Origin of the sequence: Belnapia rosea (assembly GCF_900101615.1) — a bacterium.
Taxonomy (GTDB): Bacteria; Pseudomonadota; Alphaproteobacteria; order Acetobacterales; family Acetobacteraceae; genus Belnapia; species Belnapia rosea.
In genome coordinates this window covers 275,083-290,745 of record NZ_FMZX01000001.1, presented here as the reverse complement: position 1 = coordinate 290,745, position 15,663 = coordinate 275,083, and the positions used below count along the sequence as shown (strand labels likewise).

Below are 15,663 nucleotides of genomic sequence, written 5' to 3'. Positions count from 1 at the left end.
AGGATCGGGGATGCGCTCCCTCATCCTCGTCCCGCCCCTGGCCCTGATCGCCGCCCTTGCCCTGCCGATCCCGGAGGCCGCGGCCCAGTTCGGCCGCGGTGGCCGGGCCGGCGGGTTGGCGGACCCGCAGCCCGAGGCCGCGCGGCCGCCGCCGGCCGCCCTGCCCGGCCTGCAATACCGTCGCGCACCGGAGCCCATCCCGGCCGATCCAGGCCAGAACCTGGCGCCGAATGCGGCGCTCTTCGACGCCATCAACCGCGGGGACATCACGGCCGCCCGGGAGGCGGTCTCGCGTGGCGCGGATACCGAGGCGCGGAACGTGCTCGGGCTGTCGGCGGTGGATGCGGCCGTCGATCAGGGGCGGAGCGACATCCTGTTCTTCCTGCTGTCGGTCCGCGCCGGCAGCGGCCCCGGCTCCGCGCCGCCGCCCGCGCCCGAGCCCGTCACCCCGGCGGCCGCCCGCCCAGCGCCGCGCCGCGGTGCCGCGCCCCAGGCGATGCCCGCCCCGGAGCGGGAGGTGCCGAACCCGGTGCAGCGGGTCGCCAATCCGCGGCTCTGGGCGAATGACGGCGGCGCGCCGAACCCGGCCATCGGCTTCCTCGGCTTCGATGCCGGCCGCCCGGCCGGGGCGACGCCGCCGCAGATGCCGGCCGCGGCACCGCATCGCCGGGCGGGGCGGGGCTGAGGTTCAAGGACCTCAAACCGCCTCAATCCGCTTGAGGCGGCGCTTGCCAAACTGTTGAAAAGCCTCGATGCCCGCCCTGGATTTGAGCGTTTGAGGGATTGAGGCGGGGGTGCCTCCGCGATCCAGACGCAAGAAGGAATTGGGCAGATAATCCTATATCACGCCCCCTTCCGCGTCGCAACAAGGCTTGGTGAGGGCCGGTGGCGGGGCCGGGCAAGACCTCCGGCCAGGGCCTTCCCCGTCAACGGCCTTTGCGTCAGGCCCGCGCCGCCGGCAGGCTGTGCAGGGCCGCCTCGAAGGCTTCGAGCGTCTGCGCCTCGTCGCGCGGCTCATGCGCGGTGGAGAGGTAGAACTTGCTGTCGCCCTTCAGGATGCCGGCAGCCCGCAGCCCGGTATTCACATGGCGCTGCACCGCGGCGTCGCCGCGCAGCATGCCGCGGTAGTCGCGCGGCGCCTCGGCGGTGAAGACGAGGTCGAAGAGCGGCGGCTCGCCGATGGCCAGCCCCGGCACGCCATGGTGCCGCAGCATCCCCTCCATCTCGCCCATCATCCGCCGCCCCATGGCGAAGACGCCGTCATAGGCGCCCGGGCGGCGCAGCACCTCGAGGGTGGCGAGGCCGGCGACGGCCGCGACCGGGTTGCCGGAGAGGGTGCCGACCTGCATGAGGAAGCCGTCATCGCCGACGAGGCCGCGGTCGAAATGCGCCATGATGTCGGCGCGGCCGGCGATGGCGGCGAGGGCGAAGCCGCCGCCGACGATCTTGCCGAGGGTGCAGAGGTCGGGCGTCACCCCGTAATAGGTCTGCGCCCCGCCGTAGCAGAAGCGGAAGCCGGTCACGACCTCGTCGAAGATGAGCGGGATGCCGTATTGCGTCGCCAGGTCGCGCATGCCCTGGAGGAAGCCCGGCGCCGGCGGGATCAGCCGCTGGAAAGGCTCGAGGATGATGGCGCCGAGCTCGTCATGATGCTCGGCGATGAGGCTGCGCGCCGTCTCCAGGTCGTTGAAGGGGGCGACCAGCACCTCCTCCCTGACGCTGCGCGGGATGCCGGCGGAATCCGGCACGGCGACGGGGAAATTGGCGAGCTGCTTCGGCGCCAAGCTCATCAGCCCCCAGTCGGACATGCCGTGGTAGCCGCCCTCGAATTTCAGGATGCGGTCGCGCTTGCGGAAGGCCCGCGCCACGCGCAGCGCATACATGTCGGCCTCCGAGCCGCTGGAGACGAAGCGCACCTGATCGGCGCAGGGCAGCGCCTCTACCAGCGCCTCGGCAAGGCGGATGCCATGCTCGTTGGTAGCGAAGAAGGTGGTGCCGCGCGGCAGCTGCTCCTGCACCGCCGCCAGCACCTCCGGATGGCCATGGCCGATGAACATCGGGCCGGAGCCGAGCAGGTAGTCGACATATTCGCGCCCGGCGACGTCCCAGACCCGGCCGCCACGGCCCTCGCGCAGGATGACCTCGGGCGCGAAATTGCCGAAGCCCCCGGCGGGCAGCACGCGCCGCGCCGCTTGCGCCAGCGCCGTCTCGGTCTCGCTCGGGGGCAGGATATCCATCGCCATCGGTCCTTCGGCTGGGAGATAGTCAGCCTAGGTGCTCTGCAATCCCGGGGCCAGAGCGGTGCGGGTCATCGGCGGGGAGGATCGGCCGGATATAGTCGCGCGACTTCCATTCGGGCGCGGCCTGCGTGCCATCCTGCCGCGGCAGGTAGGCGGAGGGCGTGGCGGTGTCGAGGTCCGGGATGTAGCGCGGACAATTGGGGAAGATGTCGGTCACCGCGACGCGCACCAGCCGACGGGCGCCGGGGATGGCGGCGATGCGGGCCGGATCCTCGACCAGCGCCGCCCGGCCGCGCAGCCGCAGGCGGAGCGAGCGACCGTCGAAATTCATGAAGAGCAGGCCGATGGCCGGGCTCAGCGCGATATTGCCCAGGGAGAGATACATGGAATTGCCGTCGTAATCGGGGAATTCCAGCTCGGCGGGACCGGTGGCGCGGACGAAGCCGGGCGGCCCGCCCTTGAAGCTGCAATCGACCGCGCCCTCGGCGGCGCTGGCGAGGAAGAAGAAGGGCGCCGCCTCGATGACCGCCACATGCTCGGGCGAGAAGCGGTCCTGGCGGCGGCGGGTCTCCAGCGCATCGGCCACGCGGCGGCCGTCGAAGCGGTCCTGCAGGGCGCGGTTGCCGGCATGGAACAGGTGCGACATGGCTTCCTCCTCGATCTTCGTCGAGGAGCTTACTGGCCCCTGTCACCCGGCGCAGCGAGCATTGCGAGGTGACCGGCATGCTCATCGAGGGCGGCGCCATCGGGGGCGTCCGCACCACGCTGGGCGAGATCCGGGCGCCGAAGGTCGGGCTTGCCGTCGCGGGGCAAGCGGTGGCGGCTGCGATGCCCGCCTCCCCTGCCCCCACCACGACGGTTTCGACGCGCTGCCGAAGCGGGAAGGCCTTGCCGGCCAGGGAGGTCGGGTCGCTCATGCGGCCCCGACACGGCGCCAAACTGAAGCGCCGCCGCAGGACTCGCGCAGGTTTTCCGTCAGCCGCTACGGGCTAGACGTGGAAGCTCTCGCCGCAGCCGCAGCGACCCTTCTCGTTCGGGTTGGTGAAGGTGAAGCCGGCCGACATCGCCTTCTGTTCGTAATCCATGGTGGTGCCGATCAGGAACAGGCTGGCCTTGCGGTCCACCAGGACCGTCACCTCCTTGTCGGTGACGCGCTCATCCGTCGGCTCCGGCGCATCGACCCAGGACAGGTCGTAGGACAGGCCGGAACAGCCCTTGGTCTTCACCCCGATGCGGAGCAGGCGCCCGGCCTCGCCGGCGGCGTAGAGGCCGCGCAGCCGCTCGGCGGCGGCATCGGTCAGCTGCATCAGCGGCGGCAGGGCGCGGCGGGTGCGCGGCGGGGTCTGGGTGGTCGTGCTCATGGCGGCCTCCCTCAAAACATGTTCATGGCGAGGCGGGCGTCTTCGCTCATCCGGCCCTGGTCCCAGGGCGGATCCCAGACGACCTCGACCTTCACATCGGTCACGCCCGGCACCATGCGGATGCTCTCCTCCACCTGGCTCGGCAGTTCCTGCGCCGAGGGACAGGATGGCGTGGTGAGCGTCATCTCGACCTTCACCTGCCCGTCATCCTCGATCTCGACGGCGTAGATCAGGCCAAGCTCATAGATGTCGACCGGGATCTCCGGGTCGAAGACCGTTTTCAGCATGCTGATGACGGCATCCTCGCCCACCTTTGGCGCCGGCGGCGGAACCTCGCCCTCGGGTGTCCAGGCGCCATGCGTGGTGGTGGCTTCGTCACTCACTCGTCGCCTCCTTCGCGCCGCCATCGAGCGCGGCGTTGAGCGTGTGCCAGGCAAGCGTTGCGCATTTCACCCGGCTCGGAAATTCATGCACGCCCGAGAGGGGCTGCAGCCGCTCCATCTCCTCCTCCAGCTCGGCACCGCATTCGGGGCAGGTGCCGGTCATGGCGAGGTTGCGGAACCGGTCCCCCAGCATATGGGCCTCGGCGGGGGACTTTCCCTTGACGGTTTCGGTCATCAGGGATGCGCTGGCCATGGAGATGGCGCAGCCGCGGCCCTGGAAGGCGGCATCGGCGATCGAGCCGTCCGGCGCGAGCTTCACGAACAGCTCCATCCGGTCGCCGCACATCGGGTTGTCGCCGCGGGCGGAGCGGTCGGCATCCTCCAGTCGGCGGAAATTCCGCGGCTTCCGCCCATGGTCGAGGATGACCTCCTGGTAGAGGTCGCGGAGGTCGTCGAACATCAGGCGAAGAACTCCCTGGCCTTGGTCAAAGCCTCGGCGAGATAGTCGATCTCGCCTTCGGTCGTGTAGAGCCCGAAGGATGCCCGGCAGGTGCCGCCTTCGAGGCCGAAGCGCGCATGCAGCGGCTCCGCGCAATGCCGCCCGGCGCGCACCGCGATCCCGGCCCGGTCGAGCAGCGTCGCCAGGTCGTGCGGGTGGGCATTGTCGAGCGCGAAGGAGAAGACCCCGCCGCGGTCCTGCGCCCGGCCGAGCAGCGTCAGCCCCTCGATATCGGAGAGCCGCCGCATGGCATGATCGACCAGCGTGCGCTCATGCGCCTCGAGCGCCGGCATGCCGATCGCCGAGACATAGTCGATCGCCGCATGCAGCCCGACCGCCTCGACGATGGGCGGCGTGCCGGCCTCGAATTTGGCCGGCGGCTCCGCCCAGGTGCTGCCCTCGAGCGTCACGCTCGCGATCATGTCGCCGCCGCCGAGGAAGGGCGGCATGCGCTCCTGGTGCTCGAGCCGCGCCCAGAGCACGCCGATGCCGGTCGGCCCATAGAGCTTGTGCCCGGTGAAGGCGTAGAAATCCGCGCCCAGCGCCTGCATGTCGACACGGCGGTGCACGGCGGCCTGGCTGCCGTCGAGCAGGACCTTGGCGCCCTTGGCATGCGCCATGGCGACGATCCGAGCGGCCGGCGTCACCGTCCCCAGCACGTTCGACATATGGGTGACGGCGACGAGGCCCACCTTGCCGTCGGCCAGCTTGGCCTCGAGGTCGCCGAGGTCGAGCTCCCCGGCATCGGTCACGCGGCAGATGCGCAGCTCGATGCCCCGGTTGTCGTCCCGCAGCATGTGCCAGGGGACGAGGTTGGCGTGGTGCTCCATCTCCGAGATCAGCACCGCCTGCCCCGGTTGCAGCACCCCGCGGCCCCAGCCATGGGCGACGAGGTTGATCGCCGCCGTGCTGTTGGTGGTGAAGATCACCTCGCGCGGGTCGGCCGCGTTGATGAAGCGGGCGACGGCGGTGCGCGCCGCCTCGTAATCGGCGGTGGCGGCCTCGCTCAGCCGGTAGGCGCCGCGATGCACATTGGCATAGCGCTCCTCCATGCTGCGGACCATCGCCTGGATCACCTGGCGCGGCTTCTGGGCCGAGGCGCCGCTGTCGAGGAAGACAAGCGGCCTGCCACGGTGCTGCTGTGCCAGGACGGGGAAGTCGGCGCGGATGCGCTCGACATCGAAGCCCGGCTGGACCGGCGCGTTCATGCGGCTTCCTTCTCCCACCAGCCGGCGACGGCGCTGTCCAGCGCGGCGCGGGCGGTCTCATCGGTGACGCCCTCGATCGCTTCCTGCAGGAAGGCCTCGACCAGGATGCTGCGCGCCTTGGCCTCGGGGATGCCGCGGGCCCGCAGGTAGAAGAGCTGGTCGGCATCCAGTGCGCCAACCGTCGCGCCATGGCTGCACTTCACGTCGTCGGCATAGATTTCGAGCTGCGGCTTGCTGTCGATCTCGGCATCCGGGCTCAGCAGAAGCGCCTGGTTCATCTGGTAGCCGTCGGTGCGCTGGGCAACCTGGTGGACATGGATCTTGCCCTGGAAGACGCCGCGCGACTTGCCCTGCAGCACCGTCTTGTAGGTCTGCCGGCTGGCGCAATCCGGCGCCGCATGGTCGAGCACCGTCGTGGTGTCGGCATGCTGGCCGTCGCGCAGCAGCTGCGCGCCGTTCATGTGGCAGGCGGATTTCGGCCCGGCGAGCACGGCATGGATCTCGTTCCGTACCAGCCGCGCGCCGGCATTCAGGGTGAAGTTGTCGTAGGTCGCGCCGGACTCGATGCGCGCATAGACGGTGCCGAGCTGGAAGCCCTTCACCCCCTCGCGCTGGATGCGGGCATGGGTCAGCACGGCGCCCTCCGCCAGCTCGATCTCGAAGACCGGGTTGTGCAGGTAGCGCGTATCCTCCGGCCCGGTCGACTCCTCGATGAGGGTGAGGCTGGCGCCGGCTTCGAGCCGGATGAGGTGGCGCGGGTGGAAGGCGGCGGGCCGCTCGCTGCGGCTGGCGAGCGAGCGCAATTCCAGCACGCCGCCGGCGACGCCGGCCGGCACCGTCACCACCAGCCCGTCCTCGAACAGCATGGAGTTGAGCGCGACCAGCGGCTCCTCCGCCGGACGGGCCAGGGCGCCGAGGCGCCCCTCGAGCCGTGGCAGCTGCTCCGCCAGGCTGCCGACCGCGAAGCCGGCGCCATCGAGTTGCGACAGCTCCTCGCGGAAGCGGCCGTCGACGAAGACGGCACGGCGCTCGCCACGCGGCGCCGGCAGCGTGTCGCCGTCGCCGAGGATGGTCAGCGCCTCGTCGAAGGCGGCGTCGGAGACGGGGCGGAGGTCGGTGTATTTCCAGGCCTCGACCCGGCGGGTCGGGAAGCCGGCCGCACGGAATTGCGCGGCGGCGGCCTCGCGCAGCGCCTGCACCCAGGCCAGCCGCTGCCCCGGGAGGCGCGCCCGCAGCCCCTCGAAGCGATGGAGGAAGCCCTCGGCGCCGCTATGCACGACGGTGTTCATGCCGCGGCCTGCACCGAGGCATAGCCCGAGGCCTCGAGCTGCTTCGCCAGCTCCGGCCCGCCGGTCTGCACGATGCGCCCCTGCATCAGCACATGCACCTTGTCAGGCACGATGTAGTCGAGCAGCCGCTGGTAATGGGTGATGACGAGGGCGGCGAAATCGGGCGCCCGCAGCGCGTTCACGCCATCGGCCACGATCTTCAGCGCATCGATGTCGAGGCCGCTGTCGGTCTCGTCGAGGATGGCGAGGCTCGGGCGGAGAAGCGCCATCTGCAGCACCTCGTTGCGCTTCTTCTCGCCACCGGAGAAGCCGACATTGACGCCGCGCTTCAGCATGTCCTCCGACATCTGCAGCTCCTTCAGCCGGGCACGGGCCAGCTTGAGGAATTGCATGGCGTCCAGCTCCGCCTCGCCCTTGCCGCGGCGAATGGCGTTGAGGGCGGTGCGGAGGAAGTTGGCGTTGCCGACGCCGGGCAGCTCCACCGGATACTGGAAGGCGAGGAAGACGCCGGCCGCGGCGCGCTCCTCCGGCTCCAGTGCCAGCAGGTCGACGCCGTTCAGCGTCGCGCTGCCGCCCGTCACCTCATAGCCCTCGCGCCCGGCGAGGACGTAGGAGAGGGTCGACTTGCCCGAGCCGTTCGGGCCCATGATGGCATGCACCTCGCCGGTCGGCACTTCCAGGTCGATCCCCTTGAGAATCGGCTTGCCATCGACCTCGGCGGTCAGTCCTTCGATACGCAGCATGATGTGTTCCTTCGGAACAGCGGCCGATTCAGACCTCCGCGCCCTGCGGCGCTCCGGTCATCGGCCGCTGATTAGCCAACCGACCCTTCGAGCGAAATCTGGAGAAGCTTCTGGGCCTCGACGGCGAACTCCATCGGCAGCTCCTTCAGCACCTCGCGGCAGAAGCCGTTGACGATCAGCCCGACCGCATCCTCCTCGGACAGGCCGCGCTGGCGGCAGTAGAACAGCTGGTCCTCGGCGATGCGGCTCGTGGTCGCCTCATGCTCGACCTTGGCCGACATGTTGCGGTTCTCGATATAGGGCACGGTATGCGCCCCGCACTGGTCGCCGATCAGCAGGCTGTCGCACTGGGTGAAGTTGCGCGCGCCGGACGCCGTCGGCGCCACCCGCACCAGGCCGCGATAGGTGTTCTGCCCCTTGCCGGCCGAGATGCCCTTCGAGACGATGGTCGATGTCGTGCGCTTGCCGACATGGATCATCTTCGTGCCCGTATCGGCCTGCTGGTGGTTGTTGGTGATGGCCACCGAGTAGAACTCGCCGACGCTGTCATCGCCAAGCAGCACGCAGGACGGGTACTTCCAGGTGATGGCCGAGCCGGTCTCCACCTGCGTCCAGCTCACCTTGCTGCGCTTGCCGCGGCACTGCGCGCGCTTGGTGACGAAGTTGTAGATGCCGCCCCGGCCCTCGGCATCGCCGGGGTACCAGTTCTGCACCGTGCTGTACTTGATCTGGGAGTCATCGAGCGCGACCAGCTCGACCACCGCGGCATGCAGCTGGTTCTCGTCCCGCATCGGCGCCGTGCAGCCCTCGAGATAGGAGACGACCGCGCCCTCATCGGCGATGATCAGCGTCCGCTCGAACTGGCCGGTGCTTTTGGCATTGATGCGGAAATAGGTGCTGAGCTCCATCGGGCAGCGCACCCCCTTCGGGATGTAGACGAAGCTGCCATCGGTGAAGACCGCGCTGTTCAGCGCCGCATAGAAGTTGTCGCCCGGCGGCACCACGGTGCCGAGGTACTGCTTCACCAGCTCGGGGTGCTCATGCACCGCCTCGGAGATGGCGCAGAAGATGATGCCGTCCTTCGCCAGCCGCTCCTTGTAGGAGGTGGCGACGGAGACGCTGTCGAACACCGCATCGACGGCGATCGGCATGCGGCCGCCTTCGGAGGGGCTGTCGCCCGCGCCCTCGACGCCGGCCAGGATCGCCTGCTCCTTCAGCGGGATGCCGAGCTTGGCATAGGTCTTCAGCAGCTCGGGATCGACCTCGTCGAGCGACTTCGGGCCGTCCTTCTTCTTCGGCGCCGCGTAGTAATAGGCGTCCTGGTAGTCGATCGGCGGGTACTTCACCGCCGGCCAGCGCGGCTCCTGCATCTTCTGCCAGGTGGCGAAGGCCTTCAGGCGCCACTCGAGCAGCCATTCCGGCTCCTTCTTCTGGGCGGAGATGAAGCGGACGGTGCTCTCGTTCAGCCCTTTCGGGGCGAAGTCCATCTCGATCTCGGTCTCGAAGCCCCACTTGTAGGTGCCTTCGGTGACGGACTGGACGGTGTCGAGGGTCTCGGCAACTGCGGGCATGGTGGGTTCCTACTCGGCGACGAGCTGAGCGAAATGGGTCGCGGGGGCGCAGCGTGTGGGGCCGGCCAGGTCAGCGAGGGTGATATCGGACAAGGCCCGGCGGATGGCGTCGTTGACCGGGTCCCAGCGGCCGCGCACGGCGCAGATGCCCTGCGCCTCGCACTGCCCCTGGCCGCCATCCACACAGGCGGTCAAGGCGATCGGGCCGTCTATGGCGACGATCACCTCGGAGAGCGGCACCGCGGCGAGCGGCCGGGTCAGCCGGTAGCCGCCGCGGGCGCCACGAAGCCCCTCCACAAGGCCGGCTTGGCCCAGTATCTTGAGCACCTTGGCGACGGTCGGCTCGGCGATGCCGGTCGCCAGGGCGAGGCCCGGTGCGGTCTGCACCTGACCATGCGGCAGGGCGCCGTCCCGCGCGAGGCGGGCCATGACGACCACGGCATAGTCGGTCAGTTTCGAAAGCCTCAACACGGCGCATCCCTCATGCCGTCTAAATAGGACCGTATGGGTCCTCTTTGAAGCCCCCCCTCGCCCGAATCCCCTGGCCGTGCCTACCCTGCCGCCCGCCACGGGGAGCCACCGATGCCGACCATCACCACCGATGACGGGGTTGAGCTGCACTATGAGGAGGCGGGCAGCGGCACGCCGCTGGTCTTCGTCCATGAATTCGCCGGCGATGCCCGCAGCTGGGAGCCGCAGCTGCGCTTCTTCGCCCGCCGCTACCGCTGCATCGCCTTCAACGCCCGGGGCTACCCGCCCTCCGCCGTGCCGCATGAGGCGGGGGCCTACTCGCAGGACCGCGCCACGGACGACATCGCCCAGGTCATCGGGGCGCTCGGCCTCGCCCCGGCGCATGTGGTCGGCCTCTCCATGGGGGCCTTCGCCACGCTCCATCTCGGCCTGCGCTACCCGCAGCTCGCCCGCAGCCTGACGGCGGCCGGCGTCGGCTACGGCGCCGCACCGGGCAAGCGCGACCAATTCCGCGCCGAGGTGGACGGCACCGCCGACCGCATCGCCGAGGAGGGGATGTGGAAGATGGCGAAAACCTATGGCAGCGGCCCGACGCGCCTGGTCTTCGAGGAGAAGGACCCGCGCGGCTATGCGGAGTTCGTCTCCCAGCTCGCCGAGCACGACACCGACGGCTCGGTGCTGACCATGCGGGGCGTGCAGCGCGAGCGCCCGAGCCTGTTCGAACTCGAGGCCGAATTCCGCCGGATGAAGGTCCCCACCTTCATCCTCTGCGGCGACGAGGACGACCCGACGCTGGAGCCCGGCCTCTTCCTCAAGCGCTGCATCTCCACCAGCGCCCTGATGGTCCTGCCCCGCTGCGGCCACACCATGAATATCGAGGACCCGGACGCCTTCAACCGCGCCGTGCTCGACTTCATCACCTGGGTCGATGCCGGCCGCTGGTGGGAGCGCAACCCGGCGACGCTGGCCGGCGGCATCATCGCGGGCGGGGCGAAGGCCTGAATTCCCGTCGCCGGGCAGCCGGCTTGCGCTAGGCTCCCCGCCAAGGGCGAACAGCCCAGGGCAGGGAGGCCAGCATGAACGTCATCACCCGTGACCCTTCGGCCGGGACGCCGCTCGCGCGCCTCGACCCGAGCGACCCTGCCCTCTACCAGAACGAGGCCTGGGGGCCCCTCTTCGCCCGGCTGCGCCGGGAGGAGCCGGTGCATTACTGCCCGGAGAGCCGCTTCGGCCCCTATTGGTCCATCACCCGCTACAAGGACATCATGGCGGCGGAGGTGAACCACGCCGCCTTCTCCTCGGAGGCCGGCGGCATCCAGCTGGTCGACCAGCCGAAGGAGCTGTCCCGGCCGAGCTTCATCCGGATGGACCCGCCGCGCCATGACGAGCAGCGCAAGGTGGTCCAGCCCATAGTCGGCCCCGGCAACCTGGCCAATATGGAGGTGCTGATCCGGGAGCGGACCTGCCGCGTGCTGGACGGGCTGCCACGGGGCGAGGAATTCGACTGGGTCGAGCGCGTCTCGATCGAGCTCACCACCATGATGCTGGCGACGCTCTTCGACTTCCCCTTCGAGGAGCGCCACAGGCTCACCTACTGGTCCGATGTGGCGATCTGCGACATCACCGCCCCCGACCCGCTGGTGCCCACGGAGGAGGCCCGCTTCGCCGAGCTGAAGGTGATGGCCGAGACCATGGGCGCCCTGTTCAAGGCCCGCCGGGATGGCCCGCCCGGCTTCGACCTGCTCTCCATGCTCGCCCATGGCCCGGCGACGCGGGACATGCCGCTCCGTGAATTCATGGGCAACCTCGCCCTGCTGATCGTCGGCGGCAACGACACCACCCGGAATTCCATGACCGGCGGCCTGCTCGCCCTGCACCAGAACCCGGGCGAGTTCCGCAAGCTCCGCGACAACCCGGCCCTCATCCCCGGCATGGTCTCCGAGATCATCCGCTGGGTGACGCCGGTGATCCATATGCGGCGGACCGCGACCCGCGATATCGAGCTCGGCGGCCGCACCATCCGCGCCGGCGACAAGGTTGCGATGTGGTACGTCTCCGGCAATCGGGACGAGACGGCGATCGAGGAGCCGGACCGCTTCCTCATCGACCGCCCGCGCGCCCGCCAGCACCTCTCCTTCGGCTTCGGCGTGCATCGTTGCGTCGGCAACCGGCTGGCCGAGCTGCAGCTGCGGATTCTCTGGGAGGAGATCCTGGCCCGCTTCCCGGCGATCGAGGTGCTGGGCCCGCCACGGCGGATCTATTCGAATTTCATCCATGGCATCGCCAGCTTGCCGGTACGCATCCCCCGCTGAGCCCGGATCGGCACCCCCCAGGCTTCACGCCGCCCCCGGCGGGGTCTAGAAATAGTTAGCCAGCTAGCCTGACCGCCGGTCGCTCCGGTGCCCGGCGGTCAGGCTGGCTTGTGATCGAGGCGAGCAGATGGCTCGGCGGGGCGTGTTGTCCCGGCCGGAGCCTGCTCTTGGGAGAGGAAACGCCATATGGGCATGCTGGACGGTAAGGTCGCGGTCGTCACCGGATCGGGCGGCGGCGTTGGGCGGGAGATCGCGCTGCACATGGCGCAGGCCGGCGCCAAGGTCATCATCAACGATATCGGCGCCAGCCTGACCGGCGAGGGCCTCTCGGCCACCCCGGCCCAGCAGACCAAGGCGATCATCGAGCAGCGCGGCGGCCAGGCCGAGATCAACACCGACAGCGTCGCCTCCTGGGAGAGCGCCGGGAAGATCGTCCAGTCGGCGATGGACCATTTCGGCCGCATCGACATCGTCGTGAACAATGCGGGCATCCTGCGCGACCAGATCTTCCACCGCATGTCGGCGGAGGAGTGGAACGCGGTCATCGACGTCCATCTCAACGGCTCCTTCTACATGTCGCGCCATGCGGCGACGCATTTCCGCAAGCAGGAGAGCGGCGCCTTCGTCCACATCACCTCGACCTCCGGCCTGATCGGCAATTTCGGCCAGGCGAACTACTCGGCGGCGAAGCTCGGCATCGTGGCGCTGTCGAAGTCGATCGCGCTCGACATGAAGCGCTACAACGTGCGCTCCAACTGCCTCGCCCCCTTCGCCTGGAGCCGCATGACCAGCTCCATCCCGGCGGAGACGCCGGAGCAGAAGGCGCGGGTCGAGAAGATCATGCGCATGGGCCCGGAGAAGAACGCCCCGCTCGCCGTCTTCCTGGCCTCCGACGCGGCCAAGGAGGTCAACGGGCAGATCTTCGCCCCGCGCATGAACGAGCTGTTCCTGTTCAGCCAGAACCGGCCGATCCGCGGCATCCATAGCGGCGAGGGCTGGACGCCGGAGAGCCTGGCCGAGCATGCCCTGCCGGCGCTGCGGAGCTTCTTCGTGCCGCTGGAGCGCTCGGGCGAGGTCTTCTCCTGGGATCCGCTGTGACTTCCCCACGACACCGCTTCGCGGCGTCGCGGGGGCCCCGGTAACGGGGCTCGTGCCCCAGGCTTCGGCAACCCCTCCGTGGCGAAGCCACGGCGGGGTTCCACCAGCCATGAAGGAGAGGCTGTGACGCCCGAGAGCCTGATCCGTGGCCGCTACGGCCTCGCGCCCGATGCGCCGCTGCCCTTCGAGCCGCCGCAGGAGGTGGCCCCCATGCTGGCCGCCCTGCTCGACCGGCGCGTCACCCGCCGCTACGCGGCCGATCCGGTGCCCGAGGCGCTGCTGCGGACCGTGCTGGCCGGCGCGCAATCCGCGCCCAGCAAGTCGGACCTGCAGCAATACTCGATCATCCTGATCCAGAACCCGGACAAGATCGCCCGCATCGCCGACTGGATCGGTGGCATGGACTGGATCAAGGGGGCGCCGGTCTTCCTGCTCTTCTGCGGCGACATCCGCCGCGGCCGCCGCGTCGCGGCGCTGCATGGCCGGGCCCATGCGAACGACAATGTCGACACCTTCCTCAATGCCACGGCGGATGCGGCGCTCGCCCTTGGCTTCACGGTGATGGCGGCGGAGGCGGCGGGGCTCGGCACCTGCCCGATCTCCTATGTGCGCAACCACGTCGAGAAGATCGGCCCCATGTGCGGCCTGCCGGACGGCGTCTTCCCCGTTGCCGGGCTGACCCTCGGCTGGCCGGAGGGGGCGCGCAACTGGCTTTCGCCCCGCCTGCCACAGGCGCTGGTCGTCCACCGCGAGACCTATGGGGATGAGGGGCTGGAGGCCGCCCTTCCCGCCTATGACGCCGCTCGCCCTCCGGCCCGGCCACGCTACCCGGAGATCCATGGGCCGAAGCCCGAGGGCTGCGGCTGGAGCGAGAATGCCGCCCGCCAACTCTCGGTGCCGGAGCGCTTCGGCCTCCGCACCTGGCTGAAGCTGCAGGGGCTCTCGCTTGACTGAGCTCCCGACCGCGGACAATCCCGGTGGCGTGGAGGAGGCAAAGCGCGTTGCGACGCGCTCCGTCACGCCCCGCCATGCCGCCAGCCTGATCCTCTGGCGCGAGGGGCCGGACGGGCCGGAGGTGCTGATGGGCCTCCGCCATGCCTCGCACCGCTTCATGCCGAATGTGCTGGTCTTCCCGGGCGGCCGGGTGGACCGAGCCGATCATCGTGCCCCGGCCCTTGGCGAGCTGCCGGATTTCACTCGTGCCTGCCTGGAACGCCAGGCGCCACCCTCGCTCGCCCGTGCCCTCGGCATCGCCGCCGCCCGCGAGCTGCATGAGGAAACCGGCCTTGTCCTCGGACGGATGGAGGGGCAGCGCCTGCTCCCCGACCTTGCCGCGCTCGACTATCTCTGCCGCGCGGTGACGCCGCCCAACCGCTTCCGCCGCTTCAATGCACGCTTCCTGGTCGCCCGCGCCGAGGCGGCCCATGGCGCGCTCCGCGGCAGCGGCGAGCTGGAGGAGCTGCGCTTCTTCGGCTTCGAGGAGGCCTTCCGGCACAAGATCGCCAGCATCACCAGCAAGGTTCTGGCGGAATTCCGCGCCTGGCTCGCCCTCGATGCGGCCGGGCGGCAGGCGCGGGAGCTGGTCTGCTTCCGTGGGATGGACCAGCGGACGCCGGAGCGCTGAAATCGTCAGCGCGTGGGTGGCAGAGCCTCGGTCCCCTCGCCGGCGGCGACCAGCGCGGGCGAGGCAGGTTTGGCCTCCACGCCCATCGCCATCGTCATCGCCTGGTGCGCGCGGCGGCCGATGATCCGCGCCTCCTCGAACATGGTGGCGAATTGGAAGGCGAGCATCAGCATGGCGATGCCGAAGGCCAGCCGGTGCCGGCGCTCGAGCCCCGTGGCCAGGCGATGCACGAGGTCCGACAGGCCACGCCAATGGATCACCGCGGCAGTCGCGGCCATGCCGATCGCGGCGCCCGCGACCAGGTCGCTGAAATAGTGGATGCCGCCATAGAGGCGCGGGAAGCAGACGATCACCACCGACCAGGCGAAGCAGGCGAGCCCCACCCGCCGGTCCGCCCGCCAGACGGCGAAGGACAGCGCGAAGACGACGGCGGCGGTATCGCTCGGGAAGGAGCTCCAGTCCTGGAAGACGTCGCGCGGCTGGTCGATCGGCATGGTGAAATCGTCGAGCGCATACATCGGCCGGGGCTTGTTCGGCGCGTTGTTCTGGATCAGCCGCGATATCACCATGGCGGTAAAGGCGCCGATGGTCCCCTGGAGGAACAGCCGCTTTCCCGCCTCGCCACGCCAGGAACTCAACCAGAGCGAGAAGAACACCGCGACAATCGGCAGCGCCTTGACGGTATGGTAGAAGAATATCTGCGTTATAAGCTTATCGAAGAAGGCCGAGTGACCGGCGAATTCATTGACGCTGCGCGTCACCCATAAGTCCAACTGCTCAAGCATGGTCGGCACGATCCAGTGCGTGGCGTTACAGTGTAATCAGAACTGCCACAGAATCGTCTCGAAGCCGCAGGAAATCTGG

At 69.5% G+C, this 15,663-nt stretch carries 17 protein-coding genes; 6 read left to right on the top strand and 11 right to left on the bottom strand.

The genetic code is table 11. The features are described from left to right. Window positions 1-10: 10 nt before the first annotated feature. The gene (locus BLR02_RS01455) at window positions 11-685 is read left to right on the top strand and encodes an ankyrin repeat domain-containing protein (protein WP_090560611.1); all 675 of its coding nucleotides are present in this window, start codon (window positions 11-13) and stop codon (window positions 683-685) included. 256 nt (window positions 686-941) lie between these two features. Here the strand turns inward: BLR02_RS01455 and BLR02_RS01450 are convergent, their stop codons facing one another. The 10 genes from BLR02_RS01450 to BLR02_RS01400 all read right to left on the bottom strand — a co-directional run bounded on the left by BLR02_RS01450 (window position 942) and on the right by BLR02_RS01400 (window position 9,765). Continuing rightward, window positions 942-2,237: an aspartate aminotransferase family protein gene (locus BLR02_RS01450; RefSeq protein WP_090659772.1), complete on the bottom strand. Its 1,296-nt coding sequence runs from the start codon at window positions 2,235-2,237 to the stop codon at window positions 942-944. A 28-nt stretch (window positions 2,238-2,265) separates the two neighbouring features. Further along, the gene (locus BLR02_RS01445; protein WP_090659769.1) at window positions 2,266-2,886 is read right to left on the bottom strand and encodes a pyridoxamine 5'-phosphate oxidase family protein; all 621 of its coding nucleotides are present in this window, start codon (window positions 2,884-2,886) and stop codon (window positions 2,266-2,268) included. Between the two features lie 343 nt (window positions 2,887-3,229). Continuing rightward, window positions 3,230-3,601: a HesB/IscA family protein gene (locus BLR02_RS01435; protein WP_090659762.1), complete on the bottom strand. Its 372-nt coding sequence runs from the start codon at window positions 3,599-3,601 to the stop codon at window positions 3,230-3,232. An 11-nt stretch (window positions 3,602-3,612) separates the two neighbouring features. Continuing rightward, the gene (locus tag BLR02_RS01430) at window positions 3,613-3,984 is read right to left on the bottom strand and encodes an SUF system Fe-S cluster assembly protein (RefSeq protein WP_408735459.1); all 372 of its coding nucleotides are present in this window, start codon (window positions 3,982-3,984) and stop codon (window positions 3,613-3,615) included. Continuing rightward, window positions 3,977-4,444 (bottom strand): Fe-S cluster assembly sulfur transfer protein SufU, encoded by a 468-nt coding sequence (gene sufU, locus BLR02_RS01425; RefSeq protein WP_090560607.1) that lies wholly within the window; start codon window positions 4,442-4,444, stop codon window positions 3,977-3,979. Before sufU ends, BLR02_RS01430 begins: the two co-directional genes overlap by 8 nt. Then, window positions 4,444-5,691 carry an aminotransferase class V-fold PLP-dependent enzyme gene (locus tag BLR02_RS01420; protein WP_090659759.1) on the bottom strand — a complete coding sequence of 416 codons (1,248 nt, stop codon included), beginning with the start codon at window positions 5,689-5,691 and terminating at the stop codon, window positions 4,444-4,446. The genes sufU and BLR02_RS01420 overlap by 1 nt, the downstream gene beginning before the upstream one ends. Then, window positions 5,688-6,980, bottom strand: a complete 1,293-nt coding sequence (sufD, locus tag BLR02_RS01415; RefSeq protein ID WP_090659756.1) for a Fe-S cluster assembly protein SufD — start codon at window positions 6,978-6,980, stop codon at window positions 5,688-5,690. Before sufD ends, BLR02_RS01420 begins: the two co-directional genes overlap by 4 nt. Next, a complete protein-coding gene (gene sufC, locus BLR02_RS01410; RefSeq protein WP_090560604.1) occupies window positions 6,977-7,723 on the bottom strand; it encodes a Fe-S cluster assembly ATPase SufC in 747 nt (248 codons plus the stop codon). The genes sufD and sufC overlap by 4 nt, the downstream gene beginning before the upstream one ends. Window positions 7,724-7,794: 71 nt before the next feature. Beyond that, a complete protein-coding gene (gene sufB / locus BLR02_RS01405; RefSeq protein ID WP_090659753.1) occupies window positions 7,795-9,294 on the bottom strand; it encodes a Fe-S cluster assembly protein SufB in 1,500 nt (499 codons plus the stop codon). A gap of 9 nt (window positions 9,295-9,303) precedes the next feature. Then, window positions 9,304-9,765, bottom strand: a complete 462-nt coding sequence (locus BLR02_RS01400; protein WP_090560602.1) for an SUF system Fe-S cluster assembly regulator — start codon at window positions 9,763-9,765, stop codon at window positions 9,304-9,306. Between the two features lie 111 nt (window positions 9,766-9,876). On the opposite strand from BLR02_RS01400, the gene BLR02_RS01395 reads away from it, so the two are divergent. The 5 genes from BLR02_RS01395 to BLR02_RS01375 all read left to right on the top strand — a co-directional run bounded on the left by BLR02_RS01395 (window position 9,877) and on the right by BLR02_RS01375 (window position 14,799). Continuing rightward, window positions 9,877-10,767: an alpha/beta fold hydrolase gene (locus BLR02_RS01395; protein ID WP_090659750.1), complete on the top strand. Its 891-nt coding sequence runs from the start codon at window positions 9,877-9,879 to the stop codon at window positions 10,765-10,767. A 74-nt stretch (window positions 10,768-10,841) separates the two neighbouring features. After that, window positions 10,842-12,077 carry a cytochrome P450 gene (locus BLR02_RS01390; RefSeq protein ID WP_090659747.1) on the top strand — a complete coding sequence of 412 codons (1,236 nt, stop codon included), beginning with the start codon at window positions 10,842-10,844 and terminating at the stop codon, window positions 12,075-12,077. Window positions 12,078-12,263: 186 nt separating this feature from the next. Beyond that, window positions 12,264-13,175, top strand: coding sequence for an SDR family NAD(P)-dependent oxidoreductase (locus BLR02_RS01385; protein ID WP_342670547.1), 912 nt, complete (start codon window positions 12,264-12,266; stop codon window positions 13,173-13,175). Between the two features lie 123 nt (window positions 13,176-13,298). Further along, the gene (locus BLR02_RS01380; protein WP_090560599.1) at window positions 13,299-14,129 is read left to right on the top strand and encodes a nitroreductase family protein; all 831 of its coding nucleotides are present in this window, start codon (window positions 13,299-13,301) and stop codon (window positions 14,127-14,129) included. Beyond that, window positions 14,122-14,799 carry an NUDIX hydrolase gene (locus BLR02_RS01375; RefSeq protein ID WP_245704577.1) on the top strand — a complete coding sequence of 226 codons (678 nt, stop codon included), beginning with the start codon at window positions 14,122-14,124 and terminating at the stop codon, window positions 14,797-14,799. Before BLR02_RS01380 ends, BLR02_RS01375 begins: the two co-directional genes overlap by 8 nt. Window positions 14,800-14,804: 5 nt before the next feature. On the opposite strand, the gene BLR02_RS01370 is transcribed toward BLR02_RS01375, so the two are convergent. Further along, on the bottom strand, window positions 14,805-15,584 hold the full coding sequence (locus BLR02_RS01370; RefSeq protein WP_090560598.1) for a phosphatase PAP2 family protein: 780 nt from the start codon (window positions 15,582-15,584) through the stop codon (window positions 14,805-14,807). Window positions 15,585-15,663: the final 79 nt, after the last annotated feature.